The organism is Streptomyces sp. SBT349 (genome assembly GCF_001083795.1).
Classification (GTDB): Bacteria; Actinomycetota; Actinomycetes; order Streptomycetales; family Streptomycetaceae; genus Streptomyces.
On sequence record NZ_LAVK01000122.1, the window covers coordinates 1 to 21,260 of the forward strand.

The following is a 21,260-nucleotide window of genomic DNA, read 5'->3' on the forward strand; positions in this document are numbered from 1 at the left end:
TACTGCAACCGCAGCTGGCGTGACGGATGGCGTTGGGTCTCGTTGGTGTGACTGTGTGCTGATGGACTGGTGGTTGAGCGGGTCGAGTCGTGGTTCGAGGGGATAGCCGGGCTGTGTGCCCGGTTCGCCCACCGTTTCGGCAGGTCGGAGCCGCGTGAACGGGCTCTGGACTACGTGCGGGGGCTGGTTGCTCCCCTGGAGAGGAAGAACGGCTGGACGCTGTCGGAGCAGGTCGGGCAGCTGCGCCCGGACGGTCTCCAGCGCCTGCTCAACCTCTCCGAGTGGGACGAGCACGCCGTGCGCGACGACATCCGCGACTATGTCATCGAGACCATCGGCGCCAGGGACGCGGTCCTGATCGGCGACGACACGGGCTTTGTGAAGAAGGGCACCAGGTCCGCCGGCGTCCAGCGTCAGTACTCGGGCACCGCGGGCCGCACCGAGAACTGCCAGATCGGGACCTTCCTGGCCTACGCCTCGGCCAAAGGCCGGGCCCTGATCGACCGCGAGCTGTACATCCCCGCGTCCTGGACCGATGACCGGGACCGCTGCCGGGCCGCGGGCATCGACGACGCGGTGCCGTTCGCGACGAAGAACGAGCACTTCCGCTGGATGCTGCAACGCGCCATCGACGCCGGCGTTCCCTTCGCGTGGGTGACCGCGGACGAGGCGTACGGGCAGGTCAAGCAGACGCGGGCCTGGCTGGAGGAACGCAAGGTGGCCTACGTACTGGCCACCAAGGCCAACGACACCGTGACCACCGCCGGCTCGAGCGAGACCAGGGTCGATGACCTGATCGCCACGCTGTCACGGCAACACTGGAAGCGGAACTCGGGCGGCCGGGGCGCGCACGGGGAACGGATCCACGACTGGGCCCGGGTGGCGATCCGCCCCTGCTGGGAGAACGGGTTCGGGCACTGGGTGCTGGCCCGCCGCAGCGTGGCCGATCCCACCGACATCGCCTACTACGTCTGCTACGGACCGGCCGCCTCCCGTCTCAAGGACCTGCTCAGGGTGGCCGCCACGAGATGGGCGGTGGAGGAGTGCTTCCAGACCGCGAAGGGCGAATGCGGCCTGGACCACTACCAGGTCAGGCTCTACCGCGCCTGGTACCGGCACATCACACTGGCCATGGCCGCCCTCGCCTGCCTGACCGCCACCCGCGCCACAGAAGCCACAAAAGGGGCACCCAAGACGACGAGCACGACCTCATACCCCTCAGCGTCCCGGAGATCCGCCGACTGATCGGACACATCGTCACCACACCCCGCCACCACACCAACGAGCACCATCTCCACTGGTCACGCTTCCGCAGACGCAGCCAGGCCCGAGCCCGCACCTCCCACTACAAACGCCGAGGCCACAACCCCCAGATGCGGTTGCAGTACTAGGCCAGAAAATGAACATGAGACATATTCATGACGTGGGGGATCCGGTCGAGGGGGCCACGGTGCCTCTCTCGGCCCTCGTCTCAGGATCTGTCGATGCGCGGATAGAACTCGTATTCGTCGTGCACGGCGACCCGGTGGGAGACGGCCGGCTCGTAGGTGGTGGTGTGCGGGGCGCGGTGCACCAGGGCGCGGTTGTCCCAGATCAGCAGGTCGCCCTTCTCGAAGGTCTGGAGGTGGATGTTCTCGTGCTCGAACGTGGTGTCCGCCTGGCCGCAGGCGGCGAGCAGTTCCGCGAGCAGGCCCTCGCGGGCCGGGCTGCCGTCGGGCTTCTCGATGCGGTCGGTGACGGCCTCGCTGACGTACAGCACGCCCTCGCCGGTGACCGGGTGGGTGAAGACCGTGGGGTGCGCGACGTCCAGGGTTTCCCGTTCGACCTCGGCCATGACCTCCGAGAGCGGCCGGTGGACGTCGGTCGGCCGGGTCGTGAAGGAGCGCCGGGCGCTGTGGAGGGAGCGGGTGCCGCGGATCTCCGCCGTGAGGGCGTCGGGCAGGTCACGGTGGGCCTTCGCCATGTCGATGAAGCAGATGCCGCGGTTCTTCTCGGGCACAACCTGCGGGTGGAGGAGGGTGAGCCCGAACGGCCTGCGCATGAACGAGCAGTCGTGATGCCAGGACGTGCCGGTCTCGGGCACCCCGACCGGTTCTCCCCCGGTCTTCACCTGGGAGGAGACGACTATCTCCTTGTGCTCGGGGTGGTGGTACATGGGCTGGTAGTAGGTCTCCACCTCGCCCATCCGCCTGCCGAACTCGACGAACTCGGCGGATGACAACCGCCGGCCTCTCAGGACCACGATCCGGTGGGCGTACACGAGTTGTTTGAGAGCCATCAACTCTGCCGGAGGCACCCGCAGGGGATCGACATCCTCGACCGCTATGCCCAACGTGGCGTCTTCTCGCGGAACCGTGATCATCAGGTAGCCACCTTCCACAGCGAAAGCCGAAAGCGGGGCGGCGATGTACGCGCGATGCTGTCCCGTTGCCCGGAGTGGGATGTCGTGCGTCCCTTCACGCCCACCCGTGCTCTTGCACCGTATGGTGTTCGTCCCGAGCCGCCGCCGCTCTGGGGGCCGACCCCGGGCGGGCCCCCAGACCGCGCACCTGTACCATCACCGCCCCGACGTCCGGTGGGACGGGTGCGGGGCACCCCCGTTCCGGGCGCGAGCTGACTATCATCACTGGATGCAGACGACAGCCGGCGTCGTCCTCGCGGGCGGGCGCTCCACGCGGATGGGCCGCCCGAAGGCGGGACTTGAGTGGCACGGCGCGACGTTGCTGTACCGCGCCACCGCGCTGCTGTCCCGGACCGTGGACGGTCCGGTGGTCGTCGTGGCCGCCCCGGGGCAGGAGGTGCCCGCCCTGCCCGCCGGGGTGCGGGTGGTGGAGGACCCGGTCGAGGGGCTGGGGCCGATGCAGGGCGTGGCCACGGGGCTCGCGGCGGTGTCGGACCGCGCCGGAGTGGCGTTCGTCTGTTCCACGGACATGCCGTTCCTGCACCCGGCCTTCGTCCGGCGGGTGGTGCGCGGCTTCACCGACGAGAGCATCGACATGGTGCTGCCGATGGCGCGGGGGTTCCGGCAGCCGCTGGCGGCCGGGTACCGCTGCTCGTTGGCCGGGCTGATCGCGGAGCGGGTGGCCGCGGGCGACCTGCGCCCCGGCATGCTCTTCAAGCACTGCGAGGTCGCGCGGCTCGACGACGGGCAGTTGCTGGCGGACGCCGACCTGGCGCGGTGCGACCCGACGCTGGAGTCCGTGGTGAACGTCAACACCCCCGAGGACTACGCCGAGGCGCGGCGGCGCCCGCCGCCGGAGGTTACGGTGGAACGGTTCGGCGCCCTGGCCAGGAACGGCGGGCACCGGCCGAGCACCGTCCGTGCGGCGGCGCTCGGGGCGGCGGCAGCGTCGGTCGGGCTGGAGCTGGACCGCCACATCGTGGCCGCTCTGAACGGGGACCAGGTCTCGCGCGATCCGCTGCTGCCGCTGGTCGGCGGCGACCGGGTCGCGTTCCTCTCCGCGGACGCCGGCGGATGATCGCGCTCACCCAGGGGCCCTTGGGCCGCGGGGGACTTAAGGTCGTGGTATGACGCCGGGTGGCTTCTTCGGACAAGCGTTGGTCGTCGACGTCGACGGCCGGGCGGCGAGCGGTGCGCCCTTCCCCTTGGAGGAGCGGGTGCTGCGGGCCTACCTGGGCGGGGTGGGCCTCGGCACGTGGCTGATGCACCGGTTCGCGCCACCGCGGGTCGATCCGCTGGCTCCCGAGGCCCCGTTGGCGTTCGTCTTCTCCTCCCTGGTGGGAACGCCGCTCACGACCAGCGCCAAGTTCGCCGTGGTGGCCAAGTCGCCCCTCACCGGGCTGCTGACCGACGCGCTCGCCTCCAGCCAGTTCGCCATCTCGGGCAAGCTCACCGGGCACGACGCGATCGTGATCCGCGGCAGGGCGGACGCGTTGTCCGTGCTGCTGATCGACGGCGACGGCGTGCGCCTCCAGGCGGCTCCCGAGCTCGCCGGGCTGCCCGCCGCCGAGGCGGAGGCGGCGGTGAAGGAACGATTCGGCCGGGGCTGGCGGACCGCGGCCGTCGGCCCGGCGGGCGAGCGGGGCGTGCGGTACGCGACGATCAGTCACGACGGGCGGCACGCCGGGCGGGGCGGCCTGGGCGCGGTGCTGGGCGCCAAGAACATCAAGGCCGTGCTGGTGCGGGCGGCGGCGAAGGTGTCCGTGGCCGACCAGCAGGGAGTCCTGGCCGCCGCCCGCGATCTGCGGCGGCGCAGCTTCGGCCCGGCCACCGCCAAGTACCGGGAGCTGGGCACGCTGGCCAACCTGCTGGCCTTCAACGCGGTCAGCACCCTGCCCACGCGCAACTTCACCCGGGCGACGTTCGAGGGCGCCTCCCGGCTGGCGGCCGAGGAGCTGCACGAGCTGCGGGCGGTGGCCCGCAACAGCTGCGCGTCCTGCTCCATCGGCTGCGAGCACATCTACTCGCGCAAGGGCGGCGGCAGCCAGCGGATGGAGTACGAGAACGTGTTCGCGCTCGGCCCCCTGTGCGGGGTGTCGGATCCCGACGAGGTGTTCGCCGCGAGCGCGCGGTGCGACGAGCTGGGGCTCGACACCATCTCGGCCGGCGGCACGATCGCCTGGGCCATGGAGTGCGTCGAACGCGGACTCCTGGACGAGCCGTGGCTGCGCTTCGGCGACGGGGCGGCCCTGCTGCGCGCGATCGAGGCGATCGGGGCCAGGACCGAGGGGCTCGGCGAGCTGCTGGCGCAGGGCTCGCGCCGCGCCGCCGAGGCCGTGGGGCAGGGCTCGATCGACTTCGCGCCCCAGGTCAAGGGGCTCGAACTGCCCGGCTACGAGCCGCGGGGCCTCCAGGCCATGGCGCTGGGGCTCGCGGTCAACGCCAGGGGCGCCGACCACAACCGCTCCGGGGCGTACGAGGCGGACCTGTCCGGGGAGTTGGACCGCCTGGACGGCGGGGCCGCCCACGTCGCCGCCGCGATCGGCACCGAGGACCGCGCCGCGGTCATGGACTCGATGATCCTGTGCAAGTTCCTGCGGGGGGTCTTCGAGGAGCCCTTCGGCGAGTGGGCGCGGCTCCTGACCCTGGTGACCGGGTGGGCGGTCGGCGCCGAGGAGTTGCGGGCCACCGCCGCGCGGATCGTCCGGGCCAAGCGGGCGTTCAACCTGCGGGAAGGGGCGACGGCGGCCGACGACACGTTGCCGGCGCGGATGCTCCGGACGCCGCTGGAGCTGGAATCCGGGCGCCAGGCCACGCTCACCGCCGACCGGTTGCGGTCCATGATCGCCGCGTACTACCGCGCGCGGGGACTGGACGAGGCGGGGCGGGTGGCCGCGGCGGATGTGCCGGACCTCTTCCTCGGATGATTGTATGCAGTATATCGTGTGCAGAATCAGCGTGAGTGACGGAGGCTCAGATGACCACGGTCGACGAGGCAACGACATCCGTGCGCACCGTGACGGCCTCGATTGACGGCCAGGCCGTGACCGTGCCCGAGGGCACCACCATCTACGACGCCGCGCGGCAGGTCGGCGTGGACATCCCGGTGCTGTGCCACAACGAGCGCTACGACCCGGTCGGCGTCTGCCGGCTGTGCGTGGTGGACACCGGCGGGCGGGCCTTCGCCGCCGCGTGCGTGCGCCCCTGCGACGACGGCATGGAGGTCAGGACGGACACCCCGGAGGTCGAACGGACTCGGGCCACCCTGACCGAGCTGCTGATCTCCGACCAGCCCCCGCGCGCGGAGGACCCCAAGCAGACCACCACCGGCGACAACCTGCTGCTCGGGCTCGCCGACGGGTTCGGCGTGGCCCGCGAGACGACGGGGCTGCCCTGCGGCTCGGGCCGGGGAAAGGACTCCTCGAACCCGGTCATCGCCGTCGACCACGACGCGTGCATCCTGTGCGACCGCTGCGTGCGGGCGTGCGACGACATCCAGGGCAACGACGTCATCGGCCGGTCGGGCAAGGGCTACGCGACCACCATCTCCTTCGACCTCAACGACCCGATGGGCGCCAGCTCGTGCGTCACGTGCGGCGAGTGCGTGCAGGCGTGCCCCACCGGGGCGTTGACCAACAAGCCGATCAACAGCATCCCGATCAGGCCCCGCGAGGAGCTGGACGCGGTCGACAGCGTGTGCCCGTACTGCGGCGTGGGCTGCGCCCTCACCTACTACGTGGACCGCGACCGGGGCGCGATCGCGTTCGCCGAGGGCCGCGACCAGCCCGGCTCGCAGAGCCGGCTGTGCATCAAGGGCCGCTACGGCTGGGACTACGCGGCCTCGCCGCAGCGCCTCACGGTTCCGCTGATCCGCCGGGAGGAGTCCTACCCCAAGGGCGCGCTCTCCGCGGACGTGCGCGGCGACGGCGACGGCGGGAAGTCCGGGGGCGGGAAGGCCAGCGGCGGCAAGTCCGGCGACGGCAAGCGCGGCAAGCGGGGCCGGGACGGGCGCCGCAAGCCGGGCGGGCTCGTGGACTACGACGAGGTGCTGCCGCACTTCAGGGAGGCCACCTGGGACGAGGCGCTGGACCTCGTCGCCCGCAGGCTGACGGAGATCCACGCGTCCGGCGGCCCGGGCGCGATCGCCGGCTTCGGCTCGGCGAAGTGCTCCAACGAGGAGGCGTACCTCTTCCAGAAGCTGATCCGCGCGGGCTTCGGCACCAACAACGTCGACCACTGCACCCGGCTGTGCCACGCCTCCTCGGTCGCCGCGCTGTTCGAGGGCGTCGGCTCCGGCGCGGTGTCGACCACCTACGGCGACGTGGCCAACGCCGACGTCGTGATCATCACCGGCTCCAACCCGACCGCGAACCACCCCGTCGCCAGCTCGTTCTTCAAGCAGGCCCGCCGCCGCGGCACGAAGATCATCTACGTGGACCCGCGGGCCAGCACGGTCGCGGAGCACGCCGACTACCACTGCCAGGTCAAGCCGGGCACGGATGTGGCGTTCTACAACGCGATCATGCACGAGGTGATCCGGCTCGGCCTGCTCGACCGGGAGTTCATCGCGGCCCGCGTCTCCAACTACGACGAGCTGGCGCGCACGGTCGCCGAGTACCCGCCGGAGCGGGCGGCGCAGATCACCGGCGTGAACGCGGAGGAGATCCGCGAGGTCGCGCGGGTGTGGGGCGAGGCGGGCGCGGGCGTCATCTACTGGGGCATGGGCATCTCCCAGCACACCACGGGCACCGACAACGCCCGCTGCCTGATCGCCCTGTGCTCGATCACCGGCAACGTCGGCCGGCCCGGGACCGGGCTGCATCCGCTGCGCGGCCAGAACAACGTCCAGGGCGCCTCGGACGCCGGGTTGATCCCGATGTTCTACCCCGACTACCAGGGGGTGGACCGGGACGCGACGCGGCGGCGGTTCGAGGAGGCGTGGGGCGCCTCGCTGGACCCCGAACGGGGCCTGACGGTCACGGAGATCATCGGCTCGGTGCTGCGCCCCGACGGCGTGCGCGGGATGTACATGCTGGGCGAGAACCCGTTCCTGTCCGATCCCAACATCAACAAGGTGCGCAAGGCCCTCAGCGGGCTGGACTTCCTGGTGGTGCAGGACATCTTCCTGACCGAGACCGCCGAGTTCGCCGACGTGATCCTGCCGGCCTCCTCCTATCTGGAGAAGGAGGGCAGCTACACCAACACCGACCGCCGGGTGCAGCTGGGGCGCAGGGTCATGGACCCGCCGGGCCAGGCGCGCGTCGACTGGGAGATCGTCCAGGACATCGCGCGGCGGATCGGTCTGGACTGGTCCTACGCCTCGCCGAGCGAGGTGTTCGACGAGATGGTCGCGCTGATGCCCTCCTACGCGAACCTCCGCCACGACAACCTGGGGCTCTCCGGGAAGCTCTACCCGAACGACGACCCGGAGCACTCCGACGGGACCGTGGTGCTCTTCGACGAGCGCTTCAACACCGACGACGGCCTCGCCCACCTGGTGCCCGCGCAGTGGCTGCCCGCGAAGGAGCTCCCGGACACCGAGTACCCGCTGGTGCTCAACACCGGCAGGCTGCTGGAACACTGGCACACGGGATCGATGACCCGCCGGTCGTTCGCGCTGGACACCATCGCGCCGAGCCCCGAGGTGTACATGCACCCCAAGGACGCCGCCGACCGTGGCCTGGCCCATGGCGAGCGGGTCCGGGTGCGTTCCCGGCGCGGCGCCATCGAGCTGACGGTCCGCATCTCCCACCGCGAGCAGCTGGGCAACTGCTTCATCCCGTTCCACTTCAGGGAGGCGGCGGCGAATCTCCTGACGATCGACGCGATCGACCCCTATGGCAAGATCCCCGAGTTCAAGTTCTGTGCGATCCAGGTCGAGGCGCTGGGCGCGGCACGCGCCGAGCCCGGCCCGGCGGTGGGAGTGGGCGAATGACCCTGAGTCCTGAGCGGACACCGCGGTCCCCGGGCCGCAAGGTTCCCGGCGTGGAGGCGCGGGCCGGGAGGTTCCCCGGGCCCTCGCTGATCCCGGCGCTCAACGCGATCCAGGCACGGCTCGGCTGGCTCCCCCGCGAGGAGCTGGAGGAGCTGGCCCGCGACGCGCGACGCCCGCGGTACGAGATCGAGGGGCTGATCTCGTTCTATCCGCACTTCCGCACGGAGCCGCCGGCGAAGGTGTCGCTCGCCGTGTGCCACGACCTGTCCTGCTGGCTGCGCTCCGCCGACGACCGGATCGCCGAGATACGGGAGCGCTACGGCGAGGACGCCGAGGTCGAGTTCGCCGAGGTCTCCTGCCTGGGGCGCTGCGACGTGGCCCCGGCGGTGGCGGTGAACGAGTACCCCGCGCCCGCCTCGGACACCGACGCGCTCGTCGGCGCCGCGCGCGGCGAGGGCGTGGGCGAGGCGAGGGTGACCGGGCGGGCCGAGCCCTGGCCCAACGACCCCTACCCGGCCGGCTCGGGCCCCGCCGAGCGGTACGCGAGCCTGCGGGCGCTGCTCGCCGGGGAGATCAGCGCCGGGGAGGTCGTGTCCGTCCTGAAGGACTCGGGCCTGCGCGGCATGGGCGGCGCCGGTTTCCCCACCGGGACGAAGTGGTCCCTGGTCGCCGCCGCGGATCCGGGCGGCGTCACCTACGCGATCTGCAACGCCGACGAGTCGGAGCCGGGCACGTTCAAGGACCGGCAGATCCTCGCCGACCAGCCGCACCTCGTGCTGGAGGGCCTGCTGCTCGGCATGGCCGTGGTCGGCGCCGAGCAGGGCTGGGTGTTCATCCGGCACGAGTACGGCCCGGAGGAGCACATCCTGCGCCGGGAGATCGCCGCGCTCCGCGAGGCCGGGGTGATCGGCCCCGACGCCTGCGGCAGCGGGCGCCGCCTCGACCTGGACGTCTTCGTCTCGCCCGGCGGCTACATCCTCGGCGAGGAGACGGCGCTGCTGGAGTGCATGGAGGGCCACCGCGGCGAGCCCCGCAACAAGCCGCCGTTCCCCGGCACCTACGGTCTGCACGGCCGCCCGACGCTGATCAACTCGGTCGAGACCTTCGCCGATGTCCCGGTGATCCTGCGGCGGGGCGCGGCCTGGTGGACCGAGCAGGGCGCCGGGGACTCCGTGGGCTGGAAGTTCTTCGCCGTCTCCGGGCATGTGCGGAACCCGGGCGTGTACTGCGTCCCCATGGGCACCACGGTCAGGGCGCTGATCGACCTCGCGGGCGGCGTGCTCGACGGCGCCGCGGTGGGCGCGGTCCAGCCGGGTGGGGCGTCGTCGAACTTCATCGGCCCCGACCAGCTCGACCTGCGCCTGGACTTCGGGCCGCTCGCCGAGGCGGGCACCATGCTCGGCTCCGGGGCGCTGGTGGTCCTGGCCGAGGGCACCGACCTGCTGGCCGCCGCCACCAATGTGCTGCGCTTCTTCCGCGACGAGTCGTGCGGCAAGTGCGTGCCCTGCCGGGTCGGCTCCACCAAGGCCCACGCGCTGCTGAGCGACGTGCTCGGCTCCGGTGCCCAGGCCCTGGACGCCGAGCAGCGCGGACGCGTCCTTCAGCTGGAGGAGACGATGCGCAAGTCCTCGATCTGCGGGCTCGGCCAGGTGGCGCTGGGGCCGGTGGTCTCCGTGCTGGGCCTGGACAGGGGCGGGGCCGCGGCCCGCCCGCAGCCACGGCCCGACGGCACCGGAGGGCAGCCGGGGCGTTGAGCGGACGCGAGTTCTTCACCACCCGCACGGTCGCCGAGGCCCTGGCCGGCTTCAGGCCCGCGCACCGCACGGCCGTGGAGCGGGTCCCGCTGGCCGCGGCGCTGCGCCGGGTGCCGGCCACCGAGGTGCGCGCGCCGTCCGCCCTGCCGGGCTTCGTCCGTTCGACGGTGGACGGCTTCGCCGTGCGTGCGGCCGACACCTACGGCGCCTCCGAGGGGCTGCCCGGGTATCTCGACCTGCTGGGCGCCGTGCGGATGGGCGCGCCGCCGGGGACCGCGGTGGTGCCCGGGGGCTGCGTCGCGATCCCGACCGGGGGCGCCCTGCCCGAGGGCGCGGACGCGGTGGTGATGGTCGAGTACACCGCCGAGACGATGCCCGGCACGATCGAGGTGACGCGCCCGGTGGCGCCGGGCGGCGGGGTGGTGCGCGCGGACGAGGACGTCGCGGCCGGTGGCGCGCTCGTGCCCGCGGGACGGCCCTTGCGCGCGCCCGACCTCGGCCTGCTGGCCGCCGCCGGCGTCACCTCTCTCGCGGTGCACGCCCGTCCCCGGGTCGCGATCATCTCCACCGGCGACGAGGTGGTGCCGCCCGGGACCGCGGAACCGGCCCCCGGGCAGGTCCGCGACGCCACGGCCTCGGCGCTGGCGGCGATGGTGACCGACGCCGGTGGCCTGCCGGTCGTCGCCGGGATCGTCCCCGACGAGCCGGGGGTGCTGGAGAAGCGGCTGGAGGAGGTTCTGCCCGACGCCGACCTGGTCGTCGTCTCGGCGGGCTCCTCGGTCGGGGCGCGGGACGAGACGGCGGGGGCGGTCGCCGCGGTGGGCGAGATCTGGTGCCACGGGCTGGCCATCAAGCCGGGGAAGCCGACGCTGCTGGCCGAGTGCGGCGGGATCCCGGTCATCGGGCTGCCGGGCAACCCGCTCTCGGCGCTGGTGGTCTTCGGCCAGGTCGGCACCCCGTTGCTGTGGAGGACGGCGGGCTGCGCGTCCCCGCCTCCCCGGCCCGGCACCCGCGCGCGGCTCTCGCGGGACGTGGCCTCGGCCGCCGGGCGGCTGGACGTGGTCCAGGTGACGGTCCGCGACGGGGTGGCCGAGCCGCTGTTCGGCCCCTCGGCCCTGCTGTCCGTCCTCACCCGCGCCGACGGGTATCTGATCGTCCCGGAGCCCGCCACCGGCCTGGACCGGGGCATCGATGTCGATGTCACCCTCTACCGATGACCAGCCCCCGCGAGAAGACGGTCGCCGCATGAGTGCCAACAGCCCCTTCCTGTCCGACGTTCCGGCGGCCAGGGCGCTCGCCGCCTGGCGGGAGGCGCGCGCGGCCACCGGCTGCCCCGAGCGCCTCGGCGCGGCGCGCGTGCCGGTCGACCGGGCCCTGGGCCGGGTGACGGCCGAGCCGGTGTGGGCGCGGCGGTCCTCGCCCGCGTTCGACTCGGCGGGCATGGACGGCATCGCGGTCCGGGCCGCCGACACGGTCGGCGCGGCGGAGACGGCCCCGGTGCTCCTCGCCACCGGTGACTTCGAGGTCGTGGACACCGGCGATCCGCTGCCCGCCGGCTATGACGCCGTCGTCATGCGGGAGCAGGTCCACCACGCCCCCGACGGCAGCGCCGAACTCCGGGCCGCGGTCCCGCCGTTCCAGCACGTCCGGTCCATCGGGGAGGACATCAGCGCCACCGAGTTGCTGCTGCCCGAGGGGCACCGGCTGCGGCCGGTCGACCTCGCCGCGTGCGCGGCGGCGGGCGCCACCGAGCTGGCCGTCCGCCGCGCGCCGGTCGTGGTGATCCTGCCGACGGGCGACGAGATCCGCCCCGTCGGGGCCGACCTCGCCCTCGGCGAGATACCGGACACCAACTCGCTGATGCTCGCCGCGCAGGCACGCGAGGCGGGGTGCGAGGCGCGGGTCACCGGCATCGTCGCGGACGATCCCGAGGCCATCTCCTCGGCCCTGCGCGCCGCGGCCGAGGAGGCCGACCTGGTCCTGCTGATCGCGGGGTCGAGCGCCGGCCGCGACGACTACACCTCCCGCGTGGTCGCCGGCGCGGGGACGGTCGCCGTGCACGGGGTCGCCGTGCGCCCCGGCCACCCGGTGGTGCTCGGAACGGTCAAGGGCGACCCGTCCACGCCCGTGGTGGGGGTGCCGGGGTATCCGGTGTCGGCCGCGCTCACCTTCGACATCTTCGCCGCCCCGCTGCTCGCCGAACTGGAGGGCGCGGCCCCCCGTGAGCGCCCCTCGGCCACGGCGCGGCTGGCCCGTAAGCTGCCCTCCGCCCTCGGCATGGACGACTGGGTCCGCGTGCGGCTCGGCCGCGTGCGGGACCAGGTCGTCGCCACCCCGCTCCCCCGCGGCGCGGGGGTCCTCACCTCGCTCGTGCGCGCCGACGGCCTGCTGGTCGTGGACTCAGGGCTCGAAGGACACCACGCCGGGGAGCGGGTCACCGTGGAACTCCTCCGCGGGCTGGCGGAGATCGAACGCACCATCGTCACCATCGGCTCCCACGACCTGGTGCTCGACCTCGCCGCCTCCGCGCTGCGCGCCACGGATCCGCTGATCACCCTGGCCTCGTCGAACGTGGGGTCGCTGGGCGGGCTGGTGGCACTGCGGGACGGGCTGTGCCACCTGGCGGGCTCGCACCTCCTGGAGCCCTCGACCGGTCAGTACACGCTGCCCTACGTCGACAAGCTGTTCGGGGCGGACGCGGACATCGCCGTGGTCCGGCTGGGCCACCGCGACCAGGGGCTTCTGGTCGCCCCCGGCAACCCCCTGGGCCTCACCGGCGTCGGCGACCTGACCCGGCCCGGCCTCCGGTACGTCAACCGGCAGCGCGGCGCCGGCACCCGCGCGCTGCTCGACCAGGAGCTCGCCCGCCACGACATCGCCCCGGACGCGGTGCCCGGCTACGCGCGCGAGGAGCACACGCATCTCGCCGTCGCCGCGGCCGTCGCCGCGGGGCGCGCGGACGCGGGGCTGGGGATCCTGGCCGCCGCGCGCGCGTTCGGCCTCGACTTCGTTCCGGTCGCCCGGGAGCCCTACGACCTGGTGCTCCGTTCCGGGGACCTGTCCAGCGCGCTGCTGGCGCCGCTGTGGACCCTCCTGGAGGACCCGCGCTTCCGCGACGAGGTGGAGCGGCTGGGCGGATACTCCTGCGCCGAGACGGGCCGGCGGATCCGCTGAGCGCCCGTCGGGTCACCGCGCGCCTCAGGTCCCCGCGGCCTCCTCGATCAGGCCCGCCGCGGCGAGGTCGGCCCACAGCCCGGGGGGAACGGGGGTCGCGGCGCGGACGGCGTTCTCCCCGACCTGCTCCGGGGACTGGGCGCCGACCGCGACGGCCGTCACCGCGGGGGCCCGCCGGGGGAAGGCGAGCGCCGCGGTCGGCAGGTCGACGCCGTGGCGCTCGCACGCCGCCCGGATCGCCGAGATCCGCTCGTACACCGGCGCGGGCATCGCCCCGTACTCGTACGGCAGCGAGGGGTCGGGCTCGGGGCGGCTCAGCGCGCCGGAGTTGAAGACCCCGGCGGCGACGACGCCGACGCCCCGGGCGGCGCACTCCGCGAGCAGGGGCGCGGCGGGCTGCTCCAGGAGCGTGTAGCGGCCGGCGACCATGACGACGTCGACCAGCCCGGTGCGCACCGCCGCGGTCAGCGTGGGCACGGACTTCGACCCCACGCCGACGGCGCGGATGGCGCCCTCGGCGCGCAGCGCCGCCAGCGCCCGCAGCCCGGTGTGGAGGGCGGCCTCGGGGCCCGCCGGGCCGCCGGGAACGGCGGCGGCGGGGTCGTACTCGTCCGGGTCGTGGAGGTAGAGGGCGTCGGCGTGGCCCAGGCCGAGGCGGTCGAGGCTGTCCGCGAGCGACCGCTCGACGCCCGCCCGGGAGACGTCCCAGATCCGGCGGTACCGGGCGGGCACCGCGAAGCCGTTCACGAGGTCGTCGCCCCCCGGGTCGGCGCCGGACGGTCCTCGGGGTCCGCGCGGTCCCGGCGTCGTCGCGGGTTCGAGCACCCGGCCGACCTTGGTCGAGACCTGGAACGCGCCGCGCGGCCGTCCGGCCAGCGCCGCGCCCAGCCGCCGCTCGCCCAGCCCGAGCCCGTAGTGCGGGGCGGTGTCGAATCCCCGCACGCCCGCCTCCCACGCGGCGTCCACCGTGGCGCGCGCCACCGGATCGGTGACCTCGCGGCCGAGGTTGCCGATGCCGGCGCCGCCGAACCACCACGGCCCCGCGCCCGCCGTCCCGCGGCCCACCGTCCCGGCGCCGGTCACGGCAGGCTCCAGACGAGCGGCAGGCCGTCGTCCTCGCCCGCGTAGTCGTCCTCGACCTCCAGCAGCTCACTCATCCTGGCCTGCCAGGCCAGGTTCACCGGGTCGTTCGCGAGCGCCCGGCGCATCGCCCGGTAGTCCTCCACCTCGATCGTGTGGAAGAGGTCCCGGCCGCTGCGCCAGATGCGCCAGGTGACGACTCCCGCCGCCCGCAGCCGTGCCGCGAGCTCGGCCGGGATCTCGGCGTGGACACGGTCGTACTCGGCCTCCCGCCCGGCCTTCAGCCGGGTGTGGACGGCGACGCGCTGGGTCATGCGCCCGCCCCGGCCGCCGCGGCGCTCGCCTTCCCCCGGCGGGCCTCGGACGGGGTGGGGATCGTGGGAATCGTGGGGAACGCGGCCGGTCCCGCGTCGCGGGATGGCAGCGTGGCGGTCCGGCTCACTGCGGCTCCTTCGGGGGTCTCCCTGGGGACCAGGGTGCCGCGATGAGAACACCCGGTGTATGCCGCGTCAAGGCCCCCGGCAGCACGGCGAGGGGCCCGTTCGTCGCGCGCCGGGCGGCGGGCGGCCGCGTGGTCCGCGCGGAGGCGCCGGGGTCCGGCACCGGGCCGGCAGCCCACCCCCGCCTGCCATTGATCGGGTGTCTCGCCAACACGAGGCACAACTCCCGGCGTCTCCCGCCTCTTGACGCCCCATACATCGGATCTATAGCCTCCGCTGTGATCAACGTCACCCGCCTGCCCGGCACGCCTTCGAGGACGAGGTACCGTGATGGCCGAACGTGGTTTTCCCAGACGTGTGTTCATGGCCGGCGTGACAGGGGCCGCCGCCGCCTTCGGGTCCGCATCGCTGACGGCCGGGCCGGCCGCCGCGGCCGGGCGGGCCACCGGGCACGGAGGGGTCACCGGCATGACGCTGTGGTACGAGGAGCCCGCGACCGACTGGGAGTCCCAGGCGCTGCCGCTGGGCAGCGGCGCGCTCGGCCTGTGCTTCTTCGGCGGACTCGCGCGCGAGCGGCTCCAGTTCAACGAGAAGTCGCTCTGGTCCGGGGGTCCCGGCGCGGAGGGCTATGACTTCGGCAACTGGAGGTCTCCCCGGCCGGGCGCCATCGAGGAGGTGCGGCAGCGCATCGACGGCGAACTGCGGGTCGCGCCCGACTGGGTCGTGGGGAAGCTCGGCCAGCCCAAGACGCACTTCGGCTCGTACCAGACCTTCGGCGACGTCTGGGTGGAGTGGACGCGGGAGCCCACCGACGTCAGCGGCTACCGGCGCCACCTCGACATCGGTGAGGCGGTCGCGGGCGTCGCCTACGCGTCGGACGGAGTGACCTACACGCGCGAGTACTTCGCCTCCGCCGCCGACGACGTGATCGTCGCCCGGTTCGGCGCGGACCGGCCGGGCGCGATCGGCTGCACCGTCTCGGTCACCACGGAGACCAACCGGTCGGCGGCCGTCCGGGCCGACGGCGGGCGGATCACCCTCTCCGGCGCGCTGAACGACAACGGGATGCGCTACGAGTCCCAGCTCCAGGTCCTGCACCGGGGCGGCAGCAGGACCGACAACGCGGACGGCTCGGTGACCGTGGCCGGTGCGGACTCGGTCACCCTCGTCCTCGCGGCGGCCACCGACTACGCGGACCGTTACCCGGACTACCGCAGCGGCGTGGACCCGCACGATCCGGTCACCGAGCGGGTGGACCGGGCGGGCGCCAAGGGGTTCGAAGCGCTGCGGGAGGCCCATACGGCCGACTACCGCGAGCTGTTCGACCGGGTGCGGCTGGACGTCGGCGAGGAGGACCCGGGCCTGCCGACCGACGCGCTGCTCACCGCGTACCAGGACCGGGCCCTGACCCCGGCCGCGCGCAGGGCACTTGAGGTGCTGTACTTCCAGTACGGCCGGTATCTGCTGATCTCCTCCTCCCGGCCGGGGTCGCTCCCGGCGAACCTCCAGGGGGTCTGGAACCACTCCACGAGCCCGCCGTGGGGCGCCGACTACCACGTCAACATCAATCTCCAGATGAACTACTGGCCCGCCGAGACCACCAACCTGTCCGAGACGACGGCGCCGCTGTTCGACTACATCGAGTCGCTGGCGCCCCCCGGCGAGGTCACGGCGCGCGAGATGTTCGTCAGCCGCGGCTGGGTGGTGCACAACGAGACGACGCCGTTCGGCTTCACCGGCGTCCACGACTACGCGCAGTCGTTCTGGTTCCCGGAGGCGGGCGCCTGGCTGGCGCAACACGCCTACGAGCACTACCTGTTCACGCGCGACAAGCGGTTCCTGCGCGAGCGCGCCTACCCGGTGCTGAAGGCGCTGTCGCAGTTCTGGATCGACACCCTGGTCGATGACCCGAGGGACGGCACCCTCGTGGCCTCGCCCAGCTACTCGCCCGAGCAGGGGGACTTCTCCGCCGGCGGGTCGATGTCGCAGCAGATCGTGTGGGACCTGCTCACCAGCACCGCGGCGGCGGCCGGGGAACTCGGGGACGAGAGCGGCTTCGTCGCCGAGCTGACCGCCACGCTCGACCGCCTCGACCCCGGCCTGCGGATCGGCTCGTGGGGGCAGTTGCAGGAGTGGAAGGAGGACTGGGACGACCCGGAGAACACCCACCGGCACGCGTCCCACCTGTTCGCCCTCCACCCCGGGCGGCAGGTCACCCCGCAGGAGGACCCCGAGTACGCCGAGGCGGCCAGGGTCTCGCTGACCGCGCGCGGCGACGGCGGCACCGGCTGGAGCAAGGCGTGGAAGGTCAACTTCTGGGCCCGGCTGCTGAACGGCGACCACGCGCACACCATGCTCTCCGAGCAGCTGCGCTTCAGCACCCTGACGAACCTGTGGGACACCCACCCGCCGTTCCAGATCGACGGCAACTTCGGTGCGACCGCCGGCGTCGCGGAGATGCTGCTCCAGAGCCACCGCGGGGTGATCGACCTCCTGCCCGCGCTGCCCGCCCTCTGGCCGGACGGCTCCGTCCACGGCCTGCGGGCGCGCGGCGACGTCACCGTGGACATCGAGTGGCACGGCGGCGCGCCCACCCGCGTGGCCCTGCGGCCGGGGCGCTCCGGCGAACTGACCGTCCGCGGCGACCTGTTCGCCGGTCTCTACGAGTTGCGGGAGGAGGGGAACGGCCGCCGCGTCGACGTCCGGCGAGACGACGACGAGATCAGCTTCACGGCGCGGGAGCGGCGTACCTATGTGGCCACCTCGCCCCTGCGGATGTCGCTGTCCGCGCCCGAGCACGGCGAGGCGGGGACGCCGTTCACCGCCGAGGTCACCGTGGCGGCGGCGGGCGGGACCGTACCGGCGGGCGAGCTGGCGCTCGACCTGCCCGAAGGCTGGACCGCCGCCCCGGCCGGTCACCCGGTGCCCGCCCTCCGCGACGGCGGGAGCCGGTCGTTCGCCTTCGAGGTCACGCCCCGGACCGGGGAGCGGCCGGAGAACCGGCTGCGGGCCGCGCTGAGCGGCGAGGACTGGCGGGCGGGCGCCGTCGCCCTGGTGACCGTGGAGGTCGCCCCGCCGTGCCCGGTGCCGCAGGACGGCCTCACCCTGGTGGCCTGGGACCCGCTCTCGGGCGGCTCGGTCCCCGACGCCTCGGGGCAGGGCCGGGACGCCGCCGTGGAGGGCACGGCCGCCTACGAGCCGGCGGGCCCGACCGGGAGCGCCCTGCTCCTGGACGGCGGGACCTACCTGAGGACCGCGCCGACGACGCTCGGCTTCCTGCGCGCGGCGACGTTCGCGGCCGAGGTCAGGGTGGACCGGGCGGACGGCTACCGGCGGCTGTTCGACTGGCAGCCAAGCGGCAACGACGGCAGCGACGGCGTGCTGATCGACCTGACCCCGTCGAACGAGGTGCGGTTCATCGGCTCCGGCACGGGCGTCACCACGTCCGCGGTCCTGCCGACAGGACGCTTTGTCGACCTGGTGATCACGATGAGCGCCGCGGGCCGGCTGACCGTGTACCTCGACGGCCGGCAGGCCGCCACCGCCCAGGTGTCGGACGCCGGCATCAACGGCTGCGCCCACCGCGAGCTGCGGTTCGGCGCGGACCAGGACGGCGGCCAGCGGCTGGTCGGCGCGCTGGACCGCGCGGCGATCATCGCCGGGCACCTGAGCGCCGCCGAGGTCGGCGACTGGCAGACCCGCGCCTTCGGCTGACCCCCCGGGCAGGCCATCGGGCGCGCCGGGCGCCGCGTCGAGCACGCGGCGCCCGGGCACGACGTGCTCGTGCGGGTGGCGGACGATCTCGCGCAGCCCCCGCCGGTGCCCGAGACGGCGACATCGTCGAACATCACCGGGTGCCGCACGGCCTCGCGCAGCCCCACGGCGCCCGCCTGCGGGCAGACCCGGACGCCGAGCCTGCGGTGGGCGGCGGGATCACCGCCGACGACCGGGATCGGCCCGATGGCGTGGCCCCTCCCTGCGCGGCCTGCTCCGTTGCCCCAGGGCGCCGCCCGGCCCGGGCTCAGACACCCGACCAATGCGGGTGGCGGGGCGAGGGTCTCAGTGCGGCTCGACCAGGGTCTGGCGGAGCCACTGCTCGACGCCGGCGACGTGCACCGTGGCCGTGGCGCGCGCGATGTCGGCCTGGCGCCCGGCGAGCGCCTGCACGATGGCGCGGTGCTCGGCGAGCGTCCGCGCCACCGCGCCCTCCTGCGTGAGCCCGCGCCACGTCCGGGCGCGCTGCGTGCGGCCCGACAGGGTCTCCACCAGCGAGGCCAGCATGGCGTTTCCCGAGCCCGCCGCGATGCGGCGGTGGAACTCCAGGTCGTTCTCGACCAGTTGGTCCACGGTCGGATCGTCACCGAGCGAGTCGAGCAGCGCCGAGAGATCCTCGATGTCCGCCATGGGCATCTTCAGCGCCGCGAGCTCCGTGCTGGCGGGCTCGATGATCCGCCGCGTCTCCAGGAGTTGCAGAACGGTGTCGTCCCGGTGGAAGTCCACGACGAAGCCCATCGCGTCCATCAGCAACGACGGCTCCAGGCTCGTCACATAGGTGCCGTCGCCGCGTCTGACGTCGAGGACATGGATGAGCGACAGCGCGCGTACGGCCTCGCGCAGCGAGTTGCGCGACAGCCCGAGGCGCTCGGCGAGGTCCGGCTCCCGGGGGAGGCGGTCGCCGGGCCCCAGCTCGCCGTCCATGATCATCTGCTTGATCGCCTCGATGGCGTCGTCGGTCACCGACATCGCGCTCCTCCCCACGCCGAAGAACGAGCAGGATACATCGGATCTTTCTCCGCGTTCCGTGCGGTGGCCCGTCTCAGCCGAGCGGCGCCCGCAGCGTGACGAACGAGTGCGGCGGCAGCGTGAGCCGCAGCCCCCCGGCCACCGTCTCGACTCCTTCGAACGGGCGCGGGGCGACGGTGTCCGGGGCCTCCCCGGTGTTGTGGTCGGCGGGCCGGCCGGCGGTCAGGATCCGGGCGTCGACCTCGCCCACGCTCCCGCCGCGCAGGTCGAGGCCGAGCGCGACGGATTCCCGGGCGTCCAGGTTGGTGAGTGAGATCAGCACGGCGCCGTCCCTCACGCTGGCCGAGGCGGACAGCGTCTCCATCTCCTTGCCGTCCACGGTCCGCCGGGTGCCGGACGCGCGCAGGTGGACGTCGAGCGAGGCGGCGTCCTGATGGCCCTTGTTCATCTCGAACACGTGGTACGTCGGGGTCAGGATGAGGCGCTCCTGTTCATCGGTGAGCACCATGGCCTGGAGCACATTCACCGTCTGCGCGATGTTCGCCATGAACAGCCGATCGGCATGCCGGTGGAAGATGTCGAAGTGCGTGCTGGCCACCAGGGCGTCGCGCAGCGTGTTCTGCTGGTGCAGGAAGCCGGGGTTGGTGCCGGGCTCGACGTTCCACCAGGTGCCCCACTCGTCCAGGACGAGGCCGACCTTCTTGCCCGGGTCGTAGCAGTCCATCACCGCGGAGTGGCCGCTGATGAGCCGGTCCACGCGCCGGGCGTTGAGCAGGGTCCGGTAGAACTCCTCCTCGGTGAACTCCGTGGCGCTGCCCTTGTCCTCCCAGGTCCCGGCGATCGTGTAGTAGTGGAAGGAGACGCCCTGGAAGAAGGTGCGGGGGGTGGCCTCACAGCCGAAGCAGCTGATCTGCCGCATCAGGGTCTCGGTCCACGCGTAATCGTCGTTGGCCGCGCCCGCGGCGATGCGGTACAGCGTGTTGTCGCCGTGGTCACGGCAGTAGGTGGCGTACTGGCGGGCCAGATCGGCGTAATGCTCGGCGCGCATGTTGCCACCGCATCCCCACGCCTCGTTGCCCAGACCCCAGAACGGCACGCGCCACGGCTCCTCGCGCCCATGGGCCTTGCGTTCGCGCACCATCGGGCTGTCGCCGTCGCGGGTGAGGTATTCCACCCAGTCGCTCATCTCCTGCACGGTGCCGCTGCCGATGTTCCCGCTGATGTACGGGTCGGCGCCGAGCAGTTCGCAGAGGGCCATGAACTCGTGGGTGCCGAAGTGGTTGTTCTCCTCGACGTTGCCCCAGTGGGTGTTCACCATCCTCGGACGCGCCTCGCGCGGCCCGATGCCGTCCCGCCAGTGGTACTCGTCGGCGAAACATCCGCCGGGCCAGCGGAGGTTGGGGATGGCCAGCGCGCGCAGCGCCTCCACCACGTCCAGCCGTATCCCGCCCTCGTTGGGCACCGGCGAGTCCTCGCCCACCCAGAAGCCGCCGTAGATGCAGCGCCCGAGGTGCTCGGCGAAGTGGCCGTAGAGGTGCCGGCTGATGACCGGACCCTCGATGTCGAGGTTGATGACGGCGGTGCCGGAACCGGCGGGCATGGGGACTCCCTGTCTGCGGGGGGGGTGGGGTGTACGGGGCGAGGCATCACGTTCGAGATACCGAATGGCATTCACAAATTCGAACGGGAAGATAGGTTGAGGTGTGGGTGGGTGTCAACGCATCGTGTGGTGT

General features: G+C 73.2%; 14 protein-coding genes and 1 pseudogene. 9 read left to right on the top strand and 6 right to left on the bottom strand.

Annotated elements, in window-relative coordinates:
* Positions 1 to 69: 69 nt before the first annotated feature.
* Positions 70 to 1,245: an IS701 family transposase gene (locus ADY01_RS16835; protein ID WP_234320261.1), complete on the top strand. Its 1,176-nt coding sequence runs from the start codon at positions 70 to 72 to the stop codon at positions 1,243 to 1,245.
* A 226-nt stretch (positions 1,246 to 1,471) separates the two neighbouring features.
* Here the strand turns inward: ADY01_RS16835 and ADY01_RS16840 are convergent, their stop codons facing one another.
* A complete protein-coding gene (locus ADY01_RS16840) occupies positions 1,472 to 2,362 on the bottom strand; it encodes a TauD/TfdA dioxygenase family protein (RefSeq protein ID WP_234320262.1) in 891 nt (296 codons plus the stop codon).
* A 268-nt stretch (positions 2,363 to 2,630) separates the two neighbouring features.
* Here ADY01_RS16840 and ADY01_RS16845 point away from each other — a divergent pair, with 268 nt between their 5' ends.
* The 6 genes from ADY01_RS16845 to ADY01_RS16870 are packed head-to-tail and all read left to right on the top strand — an operon-like array spanning position 2,631 to position 13,264.
* The gene (locus ADY01_RS16845) at positions 2,631 to 3,479 is read left to right on the top strand and encodes an NTP transferase domain-containing protein (protein ID WP_049573507.1); all 849 of its coding nucleotides are present in this window, start codon (positions 2,631 to 2,633) and stop codon (positions 3,477 to 3,479) included.
* 49 nt (positions 3,480 to 3,528) lie between these two features.
* Complete coding sequence (locus tag ADY01_RS16850; protein ID WP_049573510.1) at positions 3,529 to 5,328, top strand: aldehyde ferredoxin oxidoreductase family protein; 1,800 nt, start codon at positions 3,529 to 3,531, stop codon at positions 5,326 to 5,328.
* A gap of 50 nt (positions 5,329 to 5,378) precedes the next feature.
* Positions 5,379 to 8,336, top strand: coding sequence for a formate dehydrogenase subunit alpha (fdhF, locus tag ADY01_RS16855; protein ID WP_049573514.1), 2,958 nt, complete (start codon positions 5,379 to 5,381; stop codon positions 8,334 to 8,336).
* Positions 8,333 to 10,090 carry an NAD(P)H-dependent oxidoreductase subunit E gene (locus ADY01_RS16860; protein ID WP_049573517.1) on the top strand — a complete coding sequence of 586 codons (1,758 nt, stop codon included), beginning with the start codon at positions 8,333 to 8,335 and terminating at the stop codon, positions 10,088 to 10,090. The genes fdhF and ADY01_RS16860 overlap by 4 nt, the downstream gene beginning before the upstream one ends.
* Positions 10,087 to 11,307: a gephyrin-like molybdotransferase Glp gene (gene glp / locus ADY01_RS16865; RefSeq protein WP_049573520.1), complete on the top strand. Its 1,221-nt coding sequence runs from the start codon at positions 10,087 to 10,089 to the stop codon at positions 11,305 to 11,307. The genes ADY01_RS16860 and glp overlap by 4 nt, the downstream gene beginning before the upstream one ends.
* Before the next feature lie 28 nt (positions 11,308 to 11,335).
* The gene (locus ADY01_RS16870) at positions 11,336 to 13,264 is read left to right on the top strand and encodes a molybdopterin biosynthesis protein (protein WP_049573522.1); all 1,929 of its coding nucleotides are present in this window, start codon (positions 11,336 to 11,338) and stop codon (positions 13,262 to 13,264) included.
* Between the two features lie 24 nt (positions 13,265 to 13,288).
* Here the strand turns inward: ADY01_RS16870 and ADY01_RS16875 are convergent, their stop codons facing one another.
* Genes ADY01_RS16875 through ADY01_RS41300 form a run of 3 tightly spaced genes read right to left on the bottom strand, consistent with a single transcriptional unit; the run spans position 13,289 to position 14,786 of the window.
* Positions 13,289 to 14,347, bottom strand: a complete 1,059-nt coding sequence (locus ADY01_RS16875) for an aldo/keto reductase (RefSeq protein WP_234320263.1) — start codon at positions 14,345 to 14,347, stop codon at positions 13,289 to 13,291.
* On the bottom strand, positions 14,344 to 14,658 hold the full coding sequence (locus ADY01_RS16880; protein ID WP_049573526.1) for an L-rhamnose mutarotase: 315 nt from the start codon (positions 14,656 to 14,658) through the stop codon (positions 14,344 to 14,346). Before ADY01_RS16880 ends, ADY01_RS16875 begins: the two co-directional genes overlap by 4 nt.
* A complete protein-coding gene (locus tag ADY01_RS41300) occupies positions 14,655 to 14,786 on the bottom strand; it encodes a hypothetical protein (protein ID WP_267888441.1) in 132 nt (43 codons plus the stop codon). Before ADY01_RS41300 ends, ADY01_RS16880 begins: the two co-directional genes overlap by 4 nt.
* 361 nt (positions 14,787 to 15,147) lie before the next feature.
* On the opposite strand from ADY01_RS41300, the pseudogene ADY01_RS41580 reads away from it, so the two are divergent.
* A pseudogene (locus ADY01_RS41580) lies at positions 15,148 to 17,538 on the top strand (glycosyl hydrolase family 95 catalytic domain-containing protein); the annotation flags it as partial.
* A 21-nt stretch (positions 17,539 to 17,559) separates the two neighbouring features.
* Complete coding sequence (locus ADY01_RS41840; protein ID WP_234320264.1) at positions 17,560 to 18,498, top strand: LamG-like jellyroll fold domain-containing protein; 939 nt, start codon at positions 17,560 to 17,562, stop codon at positions 18,496 to 18,498.
* A gap of 345 nt (positions 18,499 to 18,843) precedes the next feature.
* On the opposite strand, the gene ADY01_RS16890 is transcribed toward ADY01_RS41840, so the two are convergent.
* The gene (locus ADY01_RS16890; protein ID WP_049573532.1) at positions 18,844 to 19,527 is read right to left on the bottom strand and encodes a FadR/GntR family transcriptional regulator; all 684 of its coding nucleotides are present in this window, start codon (positions 19,525 to 19,527) and stop codon (positions 18,844 to 18,846) included.
* A gap of 73 nt (positions 19,528 to 19,600) precedes the next feature.
* Positions 19,601 to 21,127, bottom strand: coding sequence for an alpha-N-arabinofuranosidase (locus ADY01_RS16895; protein ID WP_049573536.1), 1,527 nt, complete (start codon positions 21,125 to 21,127; stop codon positions 19,601 to 19,603).
* Between the last annotated feature and the right edge of the window lie 133 nt (positions 21,128 to 21,260).